We start from the raw sequence: 16,583 nt of genomic DNA, 5'->3' as shown, positions 1-16,583 counted from the left end.
ATTCACTGGGTAAATTGGCCACTGGTATCCAGACGCTTTTTCATCTGGACATTTTTTCCTGGAAATAGTTCAACGGCGATTCATTATTGCGGTTACTTCGTCTGAGGATATGGATATCCATGAACACGACATTTCCAAGGCGGATGTAGTTTCAGGGTCAGATCAAGGATCGCTGTTTATGAAATATCCGGGTTAACAGGCGCAAAACTCTTTTGCTAAAGAGTGTCTATCTACTGTCAGTAGATTTTTTATCTTCAAACGATTCAGCAAGACTCCCGGGCGGAGGTGGTGGAGGTGGTGGAGGTGGTTGACTAACTGCACTCGAAGCGTCATCCCCTGACGTTTCAGGTATCATGCTATCCTCTGACGGGGCCATAACCTTCGTATCTTCCCGCGCTGGAGATAAACCGGAAGCTCTATCAGCTTCTTTGACACTATTTCTCTTATCGTCATCCTTCTTTTTTTCAGCGTCTAACACTACACCAAAGCCTCTATTCAGCCTATGAAATCCTCGTTCATTACCATTGGATTCAGGCACGCCCAGCGTCGTGCAGAGTTCACTCATAATAAGCTGTGAAAAAACTATCATTTCAAAAGCATAGGGGTCATCAGGATCATTGGTCATTAAATCGGTAACACCCAGCACCTCTGGAAGACGGCGGAAAGAGTGTTCAGAGAACGTGCCATCCAGAATCACCTGGGCAAAAATTTTCTGGACTAAAAGCCCCTGATCGTCCAACGCTTTGATCTTCTGAGCCACGGCACGCTGTGACAAGTTTTGAACGTCCATCACGTCATTGTTGTAAGGATCCAGCTCAAGGTACTTATGGGTAGCAACGTCAATGGCCAGTTTTATCGGTTGAGCCATAGTTTCGTCTCTTATCTCTTTACGTACCTGATCTTTCGACGCATTCTGCCAATCACCGTTTCCGGTATAACAGGCAAACAATGCACGGAATAAGCCGACACCATCATCATCCTTCACCTGTAACTTGCGGGCGGATGATGGTGGTTCTCCCGTTTTATCACCAGAACGTCTGCGAGGATTTGAGCGTTGCGGGCTGGTCAGGGAAGATACCGAGACACCAGAATCATCATCACTCTCAGGCTTGCCTTGTAAACGTTGTTCCAACTCCGCCATTAACATCGCTTTGTCATCAAGAATTTCTTCACTGGTGTTTTTTTCTTGCTGATACCAGGCATAACCGAGGTCTCTGTATGCTTTTCTGGCTCTTTCAACCCGTTTCAAGTGATCAGCGTCAACAAGACTTTCATCCCCAAAAGCTGAATCCCCCTCGTCAGGAACTGTCAATGCCCTCTCAGGATCATTGGTAATTTTAATAGAAGGACTTGGTTTCACAGCCTCGGGAGTACTATGGTGCTCTGGTCTATCGGAAGAATGCTGGCTGCTGCCATCAAAAGAAAGGCTGATAATCGGGTATTGTATGGCATGATAGCGAGCCTGGAAGCCCAGAAGCTCTTGCTCGGATGAGCCGGTCTGCGCCAGCTGGGAAAGAAGAGTATTCAATTCCCGGGCACCATCAGTAATTGCCTGCTCGATAAGACCAGCATCATAAGCAGACTGCTTTTCTGATTTCAGCTCATTTACTAACCCCAGAGATCCCTGCAGCCATGACTTCAAGTCAGATAAATCCAGATTATCCAGCTCAGGTGGAATTAAACGAACCCGTTGCCCACCGGGTAAATTAAAGGTTACTTTGACATCATTGGAATTATTTTCTTTCAGTTTTTTAATGGCCTTCTTGTGCGCTTTTTTAAATGCAACCTTTAAATCGTCATTTGAAAGATCCCATTTGCCATTCATTTCTTCCTTGATTTTTTCCAGTGCAGTTATTGATGCATCTATGTATTTCATCTCCTCCTTTTTTCGGAAGCCTTGTTCCAGAGGCTTATCATCGGCCAAAAGCTTATTCAGATCACGTTTGATTCCTTCTGCCCCCCCCGGTCTATTTTGGGAAACCGTACCTCCGGGAGCATTTGCTGGCTGAATATTGTCAGGTAGCCCACTACTCCTGACAGGGTTATCATTTGTGGGAATGCGCTTTTCGACTGGATGATGAGGAGAGACGGTTTGACTGGTGGACGTTTGACCTGTCTGGGCTGTTTCTCCAGCACCGGAATGAGGTGGAAGCACTGAAGGACCAACGGGTGTTCCAGATGGCGGCGAGCCTGGAGGGTTCATAGAAAATCCTTTTCAATCAACGTTGATTCAGTTAAGAGTCCATTAATAAGTTAGTTTAAAACATGCCAGCCCTTTACGATGAATATAACAATATTAGAAAAAACAAAATATTAGAATCGCTTGTTTTTTTGACAAGCAATGCACAGAAACCAGAAAAAATTCAAAATGTGACACTTGCTCAGCACCATATACAGCCAATTAAAAATAAAACACCCATTACTTGATAAACAAAAAAATCAAGAACATATTTTTATAAAGGAGTGAATCATCATCAGATGATCACCTTGCGCAGCAATACCGTATTCAGGTAAGCCTATGATTAACTTCTTGATCAAATCATTCTTAATACCTTTTTTTCTTGTTGCTCCTGCCGCATGGTTTGGATTTAAATTTTATGCTGAAATCCAGTTAATACAAGCAATAGACAAATACAAACCTGTAACATCTGATTACGCAGAAGTTAAATTTGATACCGTTAATGTTCATATAAATGGCAAAGTATCAATAACAAAAATAACTTTAACGCCTAAAAAAACGTTCAAAAGCCCAATCACTATAAAAAGATTAACCGTTGTTTTCCCAAGCACTTTGACAATGATGAAGACAGTGTATGATGTCAGCAATGGAGAACTATCAGAGCTGCCCGATTCCCTGCGCGTCCAGTATGATGGAATTCAACTACCACTGGAGGGTAATGAAGAGTTTTATACCTTATTCAATGATCAACGCCAGTTACGACTCAAACAAGAGCTGGGCAGCATAGTAGAACCTACCTGTGGTATTGAATATATTGTCGGCCTGAATGAATTTCAACAGATGGGCATTGATACACTCATTGACAGACATTTCTGGGAATATAAATACACCCCTGAAAATCAGAAACTGTTTGTTCGATTTGGTATCAGCGCCACAAATCTATACAAGGCATCACTACAGTCAAGCTTTTACAAAAAAGGGTCTCCTGTCATCAACGACTTTATGCAATTACCCTCCCTGACCAATGCTGAACTGACCTACCAGGACGAGGGCCTGATCAGAATGAGCAGCCAGCATTGTGCTAATAGCTCAGGTATTTCCAAAGACGCATACATTAACCGTCTAACAAATTTGCCAGACAGCTTTTACTTCTATAAAGCAGGCATTGCTCCGAATGAAGCGATGAAAAATGCCTACATCAACTTTCTGAAGAATCCTGACACAGTGACCATCAAGGCGCATTTCCCCCCCAACTTCCATCCTCAGGCCTTTTCTGTCTATGACACTGAGCTCTGGGTTTCATCATTTGGTCTCACTCTGCTGGTGAACAACAGCCCTGTCTCTCCCTTTGAAATCATCACCCCGGGGCAATTTGGCCCGGCAAAGGATTCAGATGATATGGACATGACGGAACCCTCTTCCAGGAATACCAACCCAAATGTCAAGAAGGAGTGGCAATCTCAGCCTGCCCATGGAGAAGCACCCAAAACCTACTTCTTTGTTGATGAACTGCCTGCAACCAATCAGGAACCGGAATTACTGAACCAGCAGTCCAGGGACATTCCAATCTATGAGTTACCAAATCATATTGGTGCCTGGTTAGAGGTTGCTGTCGAACCGTCGAAACGTTTCAGCGGAGAACTGCTTGGCGTCGAACGCGAAAGACTGTTACTGAAGGTGCGATCTGCCGGGGGCAGCATCACAATGCCCATTAAGCTGCATCGCATTAAATCGATTAAGGCCAGATAAAAAAGCCCACCTTAACGTGATACTGATACCCGATACGAACTATTACTCTCCATCACAACATTTCTTAATACGGTGCCTCAGTTTTTGAGGTGCCCATAAACAAGATCGATGATCGTAAAGCTTTCCACGATATGAGAGAAACCATCCGCATTGAAGATATTACTAATAGCTATAAAAAAAATTATGTTTGGCTGAAATAATTATTGAATAGAGTGTTTATGAGAGAAACTAATACAAAAAGAAAATGTCTTAAAACATAATTCAATAATTTTATAATTCAATGGATCACTTTACTCAATTACTTCCATTCGAGATTGCTTTTGGCGAACCTTATTCCAGATCACAAGAACCAAAGCACCAGGATGCCCAAAATGAACAACAGCCGACGTATCAAGGGATACCAGTTCAGGTGCTGAGTACTCCTTTTCAGGTGTACCATAGTCAATCAGACAAAGACAACAATAACCCTGGCCCGTTTGGTTCATTGGATAAATATAATATTGCCTTTCTAACTCATGCCGATCAGGAAGCCCCTCATGGAACTGATATTGCTGAGGTTCCACAGTCAGGACGAAATGAATATTCTTTTTGTCATTCTGACACTACCCCTTTAGAGGATGCGCCACTTTCAACGCCAGACACCCACCTTACTCAGCTGCTGTGCATATTGGGGAGCGAGCTTGAGGTTAACGAGCCAATGCCAGCGAGCCATTCTGCCTCGGATTATCAGTTAACTAATCTTCCTGATATGCTCTCTAACCCACAAAATTCAGGGACAGTTACTGTAGTTAACCTGCAAAACCAGAACCAGACGACAATTGATAATCAAACGCCCCAGGCAGTAGAAGATGTTAGTAATAACACTTCAGCAGTTGAGCACCAAAAGAGCTATCAGAATCATCCTGATCACTCAAAGCGCATCAGGGCATACCAAAGAAGGAGTCATTTTCGGAATAATTCAGCTTACGCAAAACGCCAGAGGGAGAAACAAAGGGAGCGTTATCGCAATGATCCCGATTACGCAGAACGCATAAGGGAGCGCCAAAGGGAGCGTCTCAAAGATCCCGTTTATGTTGAACACAATAACAGGCGGCAGAAGGAGCGTTACCAGAATGATCCCGATTTCGCAGAACGCATGAGGAAGCGCATGAGAGAGAACATGCGGAAGCGTTACCAGAATGATCCCGGTTACTCAGAACGCATGAAAAAGCGCATGAAGGAGCGTATGAAAGATCCTGCCAAGCTGGAGAACGATAAGATACGCAAAAGGGAGCGCCAGAGAGAGTACCTCAGGGAATACCGAAGGAAGCGCCGTAGCGAGCTTCGCAAAGACCCCGCTTGCGTAGCTATCGCATGTACCAATCCTTTTAATCATGAATTATGCAAGGTTACAAATAAATATTGAATGGGTAATATCAAGGAGGAACTTTTACAAGAGGACGTGATCTTATGCTTTAGTTCAGTTATTCAATACTTCAATGCATAGCCTTATTACTTACTTTCAATTACCAGCAGATTCTGATCAATTTCTTTCTGTTCAGGATGTTACTATTTCTGAGCCTGGTGCATCAGGGCAGGCCTTCTCCCGTGGAGTTCAAGAAGCAGACTCTACTCTGTGTTCCATGTGTACTGATGAGATGACTAAAAACCACCTTCAGCAGCCAACGGTGCCTTTTAATAATCCATTCAATGATTACCGTTTTAAAAAAAGATCAGTAGTAATCGTTTTCAGCAATACTATAAAAGATCAACCACTTCACTTACCAGTCAGAACAGAAGCACTGAATGATAAACCTGCTCCTACATATACTCCTGATAATGAACGTTTTTCGATCCAGTCAATTTTAGGTTTAAGTCCCTTATCCCTGCAAAGCTCATCAGTTGTTGATAACAGCCTTCATCCGACAGAAAAAATGTATAACCAAGAATCTGCTGATGCTTTTTTTGAGTCAGCAATACCCGTTGCAATTATTAACCCTCAACCAGAAAGTGTACAGCATCAACAACCCACTCCCCCAGCAGAGATTGACTGTGCAACGGAACCCTCTTTTCATGCTAACGAATACCACAAGGAACTTCACAAAGATCCCACATACGCACAGCACTACAAGAAGGAGCGTAATAGAAAACGCCAAAGAGAGCTTCGCAAGAATCCTGCTTACACACAACGGGAGAATGAGCGCAGAAGGGAACGCTACAAGAATGATCCTGCTTACGCAAAGAAGATAAGGGATGGCGCAAGGGAGCGCCAAAGAAAACGTCGAAGAGAACTCTACAATAACCCCGCTCTCCTAAAACGCGAAAGGGAGCGCCTGAGGGAGCGTCACAAAAATCCCGCTTACATGGAGCACCAGAGGCAGCACCAAAGAGAGCGCTACCGGAATGATCCCGATTTCGCAGAGCGTCAGAAGAAGCGCCAGAGGGAGCAATATCAAAATAATCCTGATTACGCAGCACGACAAAAGGAAAACTGTAGGAAGTACCGCATAAAGAAAACTATAATCGCGAAAGAGAAAACCATTCCGAGTTACCGGGAAACTCAGGTGAATTACAACTGACTACTAATTTGGTAAATTCGGTTCTGCTTCAACGCGTCGCAATTCATTCAGTACCCGATGTCGGAGGACATTATAGTTTGGTAAAAAAATGCCTCTTCAGAGGTTTTTCCCAAGAACTTTCTAACTAAAGTTTGGTAAAAAATAAAAGATAACATTAAAATTTGGTAAAATGTCATTTTTACCTTGAAATCAATGATATGCATACCATCTGATATCTGGAGCGTAACTATTCAGTGAACCCACCAAACCAGCTTACCAGACTGGTAAGGAATACCTGCCTTATAAGGGCTACGGATTTGGATGAGCTTTTTTCAGCCAGGTGGGTCATGGATTCGCAATTCTTTGAGACGACTTTCATCCATCTGCCAAGGTAGCCACTGGCTTAAATCTTCTGGTGGCTTCCGGTCATTAGCAATGCAAGCCTCAAGATAGCCCTTCAACCACAGCTTCTGATTGATCTTCCAGATCTTCAGGCTTGTCAGCACCGTAAAGAACCAGGCCGCCAGCTCCATACTCCAGTCGCTCCCGCTGCCGTAGTAGTTTTTCCGGCCAACCACGAGACCTCGCAACGTCTGTTCAGCAATATTGTTATCCATCGGAATTTCCGGATTTTGAATAAACCGGCAGAGCCCTTCCCAATGGTTCACAAGGCTCTCAAGTATCTTTTGCGCTTTTTCAGCCAGCCGTGGTCGTACCAGTTCTTTATCTCGCTGAGAGGCTATGCGTTCAACATGTTTTTCCAGTCTCAACTGGCGGGTCGGCCACTGCTTTGGGTCTTCCCGTACAAGAAGTCGTTGCTCGTTTAAATAATATAAACGAGCAATTCTATCTACCCAGGCAATGCTCCATTTTTCCAAATCCGGGTCACCACGACTGGCAGCAATAAAGTCTCGCCTGACATGAGCCCAGCAGAAGGCCAGAACAATCAATGGATGGTCTTTGGCCAGTTTCTTGTAGGCAGAATACCGGTCGCAGACAAGGGTTCCCTCGCTATCTCCAATAACTGATTCAGGGACAGAGACAGCGCGACTATTACTGATGCTGAAGTAGGCTGCCTCATCGGAAACAAATACCCAGAGCCAATGTTTCTGGCTGCCCTCTGAATCATCACACCACTGCAACCATCGGGTTTCATCGGCATGCATTCGATCACTGTGGCAAACCCGCTCTCTGCAAGCTTCCACGACCGGTTCTATGAGAGCAGGCAGTGTTTGCATTCCCGAAATAATGGTTCCGGCCGCCAGATCAAGCCCGTGTTGTTTGTACGACTAAAGCTGTCTGTTAACCGGAATAACAAAAGCATATTTGTTGATAATTAAATCAACCCAGACAGAAACTCCCAATGTTCCTCTGTTAATCAAACGTGCTGGAGATGGGGCGGTGATAATTGCGGGTGTTTCAGGACATTGGCAAGTCTTGCGATATCGCTTGCGATGGTAACGCCTCTTGTGTGGCCTGACCTCAATTTCTACAACATCACAATGATCACAGCCAGGAAACGGGTCGAAGGGCAAGCGACAGATGGCACAACACTTCTCGTTATCGGGTAGGTCAACGCCCTGATCAACCACCGGCGTTCTCATGTTTTCTCCGACCATGGCTTGGGGAACCAGGTTGCTGGCCACGCTTACGAGTCGTCGGTTATCGTGTGGTATTTTTGCTTTGCTTTTCCTGACTGGGTTTTGAGCGATTTTTCTTTTCAGTAGAACGGCCAAAGACCATGTGTTTCATATGACTCAGCTGAGAATCGCGTTCTTTAATTGTCGCCTTGAGTTGATCGACTTCAGCCTTATTACCCTTTTTCACGCGAAGGCCGACTTTTGACATCACATAAGGCATGACTACACCTTAACCAACCTGCCCTCTAAAACAGATTGCTTAATAGCCGGTGACAGTCATGCCTGAAGAAGAGTTTATCATTAATGTCTTTTGTCTGATTGATGATTTATTCCAAAAGCTTTTTCCCACACCTATACGTACTCGTGGCTATGAGCCCAAGCTCAGTGATAGCGAGGTTATTACCATTGAAATAGTGGGTGAATGGCTTGGACATCACAAGGACAAAAATATCTGGAAATATTTTCGACGACACTGGCTACACTTTTTTCCAAACATTCCCGCCAGAACCAAGCTGGCATCACAGGGGGCGAACCTCTGGGCTGTGAAGCAAAAAATCACAGAGCATCTGGTGCAAATATTGGGCGCTGACAGGGATAATGTTCACCTGATTGATGGTTTCCCCATAGAGGTTTGCAAGCGGGTTCGGGCAAAACGTCGGAAAATATTTAATGACGAAGTGGCTTATGGCTACTGTGCTTCAAAAGACAGGAAGTTTTTTGGTTTTCAGGGGCATCTGTTAATTTCAATGACGGGCATTCCAGTTTCACTGAGCCTGACACCTGCGAACGTTGACGAGAGAGATGCAGCTTACGATTTGATAGAAACGATAGCCGGGTTGTTGTTGGGAGACAAAGGCTACATTAAGCCGATTTTCAAAGAGGATTGCGAAGCGGTTGGTATCGACCTGCAAACGCCATTGAAAAAAAACATGAAAGATAACCGGCCAAAAAAATTCGTCAAACTGATTATGCGGGTCAGGCGCAGAATCGAAACCGTCATTGGACAGTTGGCACATTATTTCGATATTGAGCACAGTGGCTGCCGTAATATGTGGCGCATGACAGCAAGAATGGCCCGCAAGTTACTGGCTTACAACGTAGGTGTATTCCTAAATGTACAAGCTGGTAAGCCTGCTATTCAGTTTGAGAATTTAATAACTGCTTGAAAACGCGGTTTTCGGGCATGATTAGGGAGCGTCTGTTAAAAATGCCGTTTCGGCCGACCATGTAGTATTATTTATTGATCTATGGGTCAAAAGTCGGTCTTCGCGTTTTTTCATCAAGGCAATGGTGGCCAGTAATTCCTGCTCACGAACCCGGGTCCGTTTCCACAGATCCCGGTAGTGGTTGACCTGCCATTTGAGGTCAATGAACTCCTGCTTGGTCAAAGTGACTTGAACAAGGCTGAAAGGAGTACAGGATTGTTCTAAAGTGCATTCAGGCGTAGTGATTTCAAGCATCTATCAAGGATAGCTGAACAGGGCTATTGATGCTTGAATAATGGATTTAGCGAATGGTTACTCTGGAGCTAAGAACGATTCTTAGTTCCAGATATCAAAGTGTTATTGCCTACCCAGTTTGGAAATGGGCCCACACTCATTAGGAGAGTTCAGCGTTTCCATCGCTGCGACAATTTCAGAGATGTTTGATGGTTTAGAGAATTTCGTTACCACCTGTGTAATTTGTGAAAGAAAATATACTCGTCAGGAACATAGCCATGGCTATGGATGGAACTAATTATTTTATCCGACCTTCACCACCCCTTGGTAACATTTTGATTTTAAACGATTAAATATCGTGCCAACCATATATTCGAATAGAATATATGGTTCAAAATCAAATGATTACGTTATTTTGGTGGTGAAAGTGGGTTTTATTAATAGTCACAGTAAATAGTTTGATTCGGTTTGTGTGGAAATTATGTGTCAATTATTAGCAACTTCAACTTCAACTTCAACTTCAACTTACAACTTCAACTTATACAACTTCAACTTATGGGTCAGGTCTTTCTTTGTGCATGCAAGATTAAAGATCTGCCCCCCTGATTTTTGCTCAGACAGCCTCTCAGTAGCAGGACATTTTGTGATAGGTCCGTGCGGCTGAAGAAACCATCAATTTAATTGGATTCGAATAAATGCAAATTACGTCTTCCCTCTCAAAAAGTATCAGCTCACAGATAATGGCTTCCTGCCAACAGGAGCCTGACAAGGGTGGCGGTATAACTTTCTGCCAGGCACGCACCCAATGTCGTAATGACCAGGCGCAAAAGCCGGAGCCCAAACCGATTGTTGGCTATGGAATAAGACCGCTGGCCGATTGTGCCTTGCAGGTCGGAAAGAGACTGGGGCGCGTTGCAGCGGGTTTTGCTTTCAACCAGATAGTGAGTTCACCGTATATCGGTGCAATGATGCCAGGGCTTAAACCGACACTGCTGTTTACGCTGGCGGTGATAAATAATCAGTTACAGCCGTCGGTGGCATGTCGGTCCGGTCAATTCCGCTGCGATAAAGACAAATGCAAGCTTGACTTTGAGCGATGTAATGGGGTTGAAAATTGTAGAGATGGCTTGGATGAGCAGGGGTGCACACCAGAAAAATGTATCAAGTTAGGTCGACCTTTTCGCTGCAACAACGGCCAATGTATTGAAAGAAATCGTCAATGTGATGGGAGTAATGTAATTGGGTTAGGTAATTGCCGTGATGGCTCGGATGAGTGGGAATGCACACAGAAAAAATGTACCGAGCTGGGTCGACCTTTTCGCTGCAACAACGGCCAATGTATTGAAAGCCATCGTCAATGTGATGGGAATACTGATCGGTCGGAAGGAAATTGTAGTGATGGTTCTGATGAGAAGCCGGAGTTGTGCACTCAGGCCAAATGTACCGAGCTAGAACGTCCTTTCCGCTGCGACAACGGACAATGCATCAACCTTGATATCGCTAATCAGTGTGATGGGAGAAACGATTGCCGCGATGGCTCTGATGAGAAGCCGGAATTATGTACAAAGGACAAATGTATCGAACTGTGGCGCCCTCACCGCTGCGGCAATGGCCAATGTATCAACATTAACACCGACAGGCAATGTGATGGGAGTATTGATTGTCGCGATGGTTCTGATGAGAATCCGGAGTTTTGCACAAAGGACAAATGTATTGAGCTGGAACGTCCTTTCCCCTGTGATAACGGCCAATGTATCAACATCGGCACCGCTAATCTATGTGATGGGAATGAAGATTGTCCTGATGGCTCTGATGAGAAGCCGGAGTTCTGCACACCGGTCAAATGCCTGGTGCTGGAACGCCCTTTTCGCTGCAACAACGGCCAATGTATCAACATTGAACGCAAAATGCTATGTGATGGGAGTAACGAGTGTGACGATGGCACTGATGAGAATTGTACCCAGGACATATGTAGCAGGTTAGAACGTTCTTTCCACTGCGACAACGGTAAATGTATTGAAGCCAAGTTGCAATGCGATAAGTGGGATGATTGCGGTGATAATTCGGATGAGGGTTCCTGCACGCAAGACAAATGCATCGAGCTGAAACGTCCTTTCCTCTGCGACAACGGCCAATGTGCCAACGTTCACTATGACTTTAAAACCGATGATCCACGATGTGATGGGTCTATTGATTGCATAGATGCATCAGATGAGAAATCGGAGTTATGTACACAAGCCAAATGTGAGGAATTAGAACGCTTTATCTGTGACAACGGCAAATGTATTTCCGCTGCTTGGAAATGTGATGGACACATCGATTGTAAGGATGAAGATGAAGATGAATCAGATGAGCGGCCGGGGATATGCAATCTTGAAAAAAAATCTGCAGGAACTACAACCCTTGTAGAAACAACAACGCCTTCACCCATCGTTCCTGTAGCTAATACTACCAATATTGAATTGGAATCCTCAGCCAGATGGTCTGCTGATACAACGGCACCACAAACCCCAATGCCTGGACAAACCCCGGTACCGAGATCAAACACAACGCTAGCACAAACAACCCTGCCTTCACCCACCGTTCCTGTGGCTAATACTACCGATATTGAATTGGAATCCTCAGCTGGATGGTCTGCTTATACAACGGCACCACAAACCCCAATGCCTGGACAAACCCCGGTACCGAGATCAAACACAACGCTAGCACAAACAACCCTGCCTTCACCCACCGTTCCTGTGGCTAATACTACCGATATTGAATTGGAATCCTCAGCTGGGTGGTCTGCTTATACAACGGCACCACAAACCCCAATGCCCGGACAAACCCCGGTACCGAGATCAAACACAACGCTAGCACAAACAATCCTGCCTTCACCCACCGTTCCTGTAGCTAATACTACCGATATTGAATTGGAATCCTCAGCTGGATGGTCTGCTTATACAACGGCACCACAAACCCCAATGCCTGGACAAACCCCGGTACCGAGATCAAACACAACGCTAGCACAAACAACCCTGCCTTCACCCACCGTTCCTGTGGCTAATACTACCGATATTGAATTGGAATCCTCAGCTGGGTGGTCTGCTTATACAACGGCACCACAAACCCCAATGCCTGGACAAACCCCGGTACCGAGATCAAACACAACGCTAGCACAAACAACCCTGCCTTCACCCACCGTTCCTGTGGCTAATACTACCGATATTGAATTGGAATCCTCAGCTGGGTGGTCTGCTTATACAACGGCACCACAAACCCCAATGCCCGGACAAACCCCGGTACCGAGATCAAACACAACGCTAGCACAAACAATCCTGCCTTCACCCACCGTTCCTGTAGCTAATACTACCGATATTGAATTGGAATCCTCAGCTGGATGGTCTGCTTATACAACGGCACCACAAACCCCAATGCCTGGACAAACCCCGGTACCGAGATCAAACACAACGCTAGCACAAACAACCCTGCCTTCACCCACCGTTCCTGTGGCTAATACTACCGATATTGAATTGGAATCCTCAGCTGGGTGGTCTGCTTATACAACGGCACCACAAACCCCAATGCCTGGACAAACCCCGGTACCGAGATCAAACACAACGCTAGCACAAACAACCCTGCCTTCACCCACCGTTCCTGTGGCTAATACTACCGATATTGAATTGGAATCCTCAGCTGGGTGGTCTGCTTATACAACGGCACCACAAACCCCAATGCCCGGACAAACCCCGGTACCGAGATCAAACACAACGCTAGCACAAACAATCCTGCCTTCACCCACCGTTCCTGTAGCTAATACTACCGATATTGAATTGGAATCCTCAGCTGGATGGTCTGCTTATACAACGGCACCACAAACCCCAATGCCTGGACAAACCCCGGTACCGAGATCAAACACAACGCTAGCACAAACAACCCTGCCTTCACCCACCGTTCCTGTGGCTAATACTACCGATATTGAATTGGAATCCTCAGCTGGGTGGTCTGCTTATACAACGGCACCACAAACCCCAATGCCTGGACAAACCCTGGCAACGGGACACTACTCAACGCTTGCACAAACAACCATGCCTTCACCAACCATTCCTGTAACTGGCAGTGATTTGGAATCCTCCGCCGACTCCTAAAACGAACTCTCAGCCTATGATGCCTTGTACGCTATACCCGTTGTCTTGACAGTGGGAGCCGCCACGTACGGCCTTTGCGCTTATGCCAGCTACAGGGCCATCAGGGAGGCAAATCCGTTATTATCAACAGGACAAGCTTTTCACAATCACTCAGACATCCGCTGTCTTTCCAGCGGACACAATATCAACTGGCCGCTTTAGCTGACCCATCAACTGGCTCTGGAAGAACGCCGGAAGCACTTGAAATGAAGACGGTCGTTTAGAAAATTAGGTATCAGGTCTTCCTTTGCATATGCAAGATTAAAGATCTGACCGCCAGTGAGGTGGAACAATTTGCACTGGAGTCAGCTGCATGGCAATGGCATCACGACAAGGATGCGCTTCCCCGCCTGGAAGGACTGGCGATGAATGCGCTCTATATCGTGATGCTTCATATGCACAAGGTTCCCGGGACCGGATGCGATGGACAACCTGACACAACGCACTTCCTCGACCAGCTTGAAGCCTGGAGCGCTCTCAGCCCTGAGCAGCCGTGAGCAGCCCTGAAGCGGCCAGAACATTCTGGCAAGCACAGGGTATCTGGCCTTAATCTGGTCGTTGCCGTCATTATTCTCTGGAACACTGTTCACCTTGAAGAAGCTATTACTAAAGTGAAAAAGCAGAAAAAAGTGCCTGAAGAGTACCTGAGCTATCTATCTCCCCTAGGGTGGGAGCATATCAGTTTGACAGAAGACCTAATAAATGATGATTTATAGTGATAATGGATAAGCTTCATCCCATGATTACCAAGGATTTTTTCCTTTCTATGGCGTGACCCCTGTTATCCACCCAAGTTAGCAGAAGACTCAGTTTTTACCAAACTATAATGTCACTTACCAAACTTTAATCCGACCTTCACCACCCCTTGGTAACATTTTGATTTTAAACGATTAAATATCGTGCCAACCATATATTCGAATAGAATATATGGTTCAAAATCAAATGATTACGTTATTTTGGTGGTGAAAGTGGGTTTAATGTCCTCCGACACCCGAAACAACCCAGTGAGTGCATGAACTCTGAGGACAGGTTTTTTATAAGAGAGAGGCCGCTATCCGGTCATGATTCAGACCGGATACAGGTTAGATTGACATGCTATTTTCTACTGGAGGTGGAACGACCAAACACTCGATAAGTGAGTGGTCGCTTGCGGTGTAGCACATTCAGGCTAGCTACCTGCACGACTCTCGTCGTATCACATCATGCCGCCCATGCCACCCATACCGCCCATGCCGCCCATATCAGGCATAGCTGGCGCGTCGTCCTGTGGCTCATCAGCAACCATGGCAGCAGTAGTGATCATCAAGCCTGCAACAGAAGCTGCAGCCTGCAGGGCAGAACGGGTAACCTTGGCTGGATCCAGAATACCCATTTCGATCATGTCGCCGTATTCACCGGTAGCAGCGTTGTAACCGAAGTTACCTGAACCCGCCTTAACCTTGTCAACAACCACAGAAGCTTCGTCACCAGAGTTGGTAGCGATCTGACGGATCGGGCCTTCCAGTGCACGCAGGATCAGCTCAACACCGGCACGCTGCTCAGCGTTAATGGTTTCAACGTTGATGGCAGACAGGGCGCGAACCAGGGCTACACCACCACCGGCAACCACGCCTTCTTCAACCGCAGCACGGGTAGCGTGCAGGGCATCTTCAACGCGGGCTTTCTTCTCTTTCATCTCAACTTCGGTAGCGGCGCCTACCTTAACAACGGCAACACCGCCAGCCAGCTTGGCTACGCGCTCTTGCAGCTTCTCTTTGTCGTAGTCAGAAGAAGAGTTTTCGATCTCGGCACGGATCTGCTCAACACGGGCAACGATGTCAGCCTGAACGCCAGCGCCGTCAACGATGGTGGTGTCTTCTTTGGTAATCTGTACACGCTTGGCAGTACCCAGATCATCCAGAGTTGCCGTTTCCAGGGACAGGCCTACCTCTTCAGAGATAACCGTAGCGCCAGTCAGGATAGCAATATCCTGCAGCATGGCCTTGCGACGGTCACCGAAGCCCGGTGCTTTAACAGCAGTGACTTTCACGATGCCGCGCATGTTGTTCACCACCAGAGTCGCCAGGGCTTCGCCTTCAACGTCTTCAGCGATGATCATCAGTGGCTTGCCAGCTTTGGCAACGGATTCCAGAACCGGCAGCAGTTCGCGGATATTGGAGATTTTCTTGTCAACCAGCAGGATAAATGGGCTTTCCAGTTCAGCGGACATTCTTTCCTGGTTGTTGATGAAGTATGGAGACAGGTAGCCACGGTCGAACTGCATGCCTTCAACCACTTCCAGTTCGTTTTCCAGACCGCTGCCTTCTTCAACAGTGATAACGCCTTCTTTGCCAACTTTTTCCATGGCTTCGGCGATGATCTGGCCAACCAGTTCATCGGAGTTGGCAGAGATAGTACCAACCTGTGCGATGGATTTGCTGTCGGCACAAGGAGTAGACATAGCCTTCAGCTGCTCAACGACAGCAATGACCGCCTTGTCGATACCGCGCTTGAGATCCATTGGATTCATGCCGGCCGCAACGTACTTAAGACCTTCGTTCAGAATAGACTGGGCCAGAACGGTCGCCGTAGTCGTACCGTCACCGGCCTGATCGTTAGCCTGGGAAGCCACTTCCTTAACCAGCTGGGCACCCATGTTCTGGAACTTGTCTTTCAGTTCGATTTCCTTGGCAACAGACACACCATCTTTAGTGATGGTAGGCGCGCCAAAAGACTTCTCCAGCAGAACGTTACGGCCCTTGGGACCCAGAGTAGCTTTTACAGCGTCAGCCAGGATGTTGACGCCCTTGAGCATTTCTTTGCGAGCTTCGTCGCCAAATTTAACTTGTTTAGCTGCCATGGTTGGTGACCCTGTGCACTATTTTGTGAAATCG

General features: G+C 46.3%; 10 protein-coding genes and 2 pseudogenes. 7 read left to right on the top strand and 5 right to left on the bottom strand.

Annotation, left to right across the window (positions count from 1 at the left end; genetic code table 11):
• Positions 1–226: 226 nt before the first annotated feature.
• Positions 227–1,924, bottom strand: a complete 1,698-nt coding sequence (locus ACO6UX_RS20745; RefSeq protein ID WP_422450220.1) for a hypothetical protein — start codon at positions 1,922–1,924, stop codon at positions 227–229.
• A gap of 125 nt (positions 1,925–2,049) precedes the next feature.
• On the opposite strand from ACO6UX_RS20745, the gene ACO6UX_RS20740 reads away from it, so the two are divergent.
• The 4 genes from ACO6UX_RS20740 (at position 2,050) to ACO6UX_RS20725 (ending at position 6,486) form a co-directional block, all read left to right on the top strand.
• Positions 2,050–2,205: a hypothetical protein gene (locus ACO6UX_RS20740; RefSeq protein WP_422450219.1), complete on the top strand. Its 156-nt coding sequence runs from the start codon at positions 2,050–2,052 to the stop codon at positions 2,203–2,205.
• Between the two features lie 592 nt (positions 2,206–2,797).
• Complete coding sequence (locus ACO6UX_RS20735) at positions 2,798–3,928, top strand: hypothetical protein (protein WP_422450218.1); 1,131 nt, start codon at positions 2,798–2,800, stop codon at positions 3,926–3,928.
• 280 nt (positions 3,929–4,208) lie between these two features.
• Entirely contained in the window at positions 4,209–5,333 is a 1,125-nt protein-coding gene (locus ACO6UX_RS20730; protein WP_422450217.1) for a hypothetical protein, read from the top strand.
• Positions 5,334–5,406: 73 nt separating this feature from the next.
• Positions 5,407–6,486, top strand: a complete 1,080-nt coding sequence (locus ACO6UX_RS20725; protein WP_422450216.1) for a hypothetical protein — start codon at positions 5,407–5,409, stop codon at positions 6,484–6,486.
• A gap of 311 nt (positions 6,487–6,797) precedes the next feature.
• Here ACO6UX_RS20725 and tnpC read toward each other — a convergent pair.
• The 3 genes and pseudogenes from tnpC to ACO6UX_RS20710 all read right to left on the bottom strand — a co-directional run.
• Positions 6,798–7,739, bottom strand: a pseudogene (gene tnpC / locus ACO6UX_RS20720) (IS66 family transposase); the annotation flags it as partial.
• A gap of 15 nt (positions 7,740–7,754) precedes the next feature.
• Positions 7,755–8,111 carry a hypothetical protein gene (locus tag ACO6UX_RS20715; protein ID WP_422450215.1) on the bottom strand — a complete coding sequence of 119 codons (357 nt, stop codon included), beginning with the start codon at positions 8,109–8,111 and terminating at the stop codon, positions 7,755–7,757.
• 16 nt (positions 8,112–8,127) lie between these two features.
• Positions 8,128–8,325 (bottom strand): hypothetical protein, encoded by a 198-nt coding sequence (locus tag ACO6UX_RS20710; RefSeq protein ID WP_422450214.1) that lies wholly within the window; start codon positions 8,323–8,325, stop codon positions 8,128–8,130.
• A gap of 58 nt (positions 8,326–8,383) precedes the next feature.
• Here ACO6UX_RS20710 and ACO6UX_RS20705 point away from each other — a divergent pair, with 58 nt between their 5' ends.
• The 3 genes and pseudogenes from ACO6UX_RS20705 to ACO6UX_RS20695 form a co-directional block, all read left to right on the top strand.
• On the top strand, positions 8,384–9,271 hold the full coding sequence (locus tag ACO6UX_RS20705; RefSeq protein ID WP_422450213.1) for an IS982 family transposase: 888 nt from the start codon (positions 8,384–8,386) through the stop codon (positions 9,269–9,271).
• A gap of 968 nt (positions 9,272–10,239) precedes the next feature.
• Entirely contained in the window at positions 10,240–13,671 is a 3,432-nt protein-coding gene (locus ACO6UX_RS20700) for a hypothetical protein (protein ID WP_422450212.1), read from the top strand.
• A gap of 566 nt (positions 13,672–14,237) precedes the next feature.
• Positions 14,238–14,411 (top strand): annotated as a pseudogene (locus ACO6UX_RS20695) (Tn3 family transposase); the annotation flags it as partial.
• Between the two features lie 494 nt (positions 14,412–14,905).
• Here the strand turns inward: ACO6UX_RS20695 and groL are convergent.
• Complete coding sequence (groL, locus tag ACO6UX_RS20690; RefSeq protein ID WP_101744973.1) at positions 14,906–16,549, bottom strand: chaperonin GroEL; 1,644 nt, start codon at positions 16,547–16,549, stop codon at positions 14,906–14,908.
• Positions 16,550–16,583: the final 34 nt, after the last annotated feature.

Source organism: Endozoicomonas sp. ALB091, from assembly GCF_049310265.1.
Classification (GTDB): domain Bacteria; phylum Pseudomonadota; class Gammaproteobacteria; order Pseudomonadales; family Endozoicomonadaceae; genus Endozoicomonas.
The sequence above is the reverse complement of the archived record's forward strand: the minus strand, read 5'-3'. Positions and strand labels throughout refer to the sequence as shown.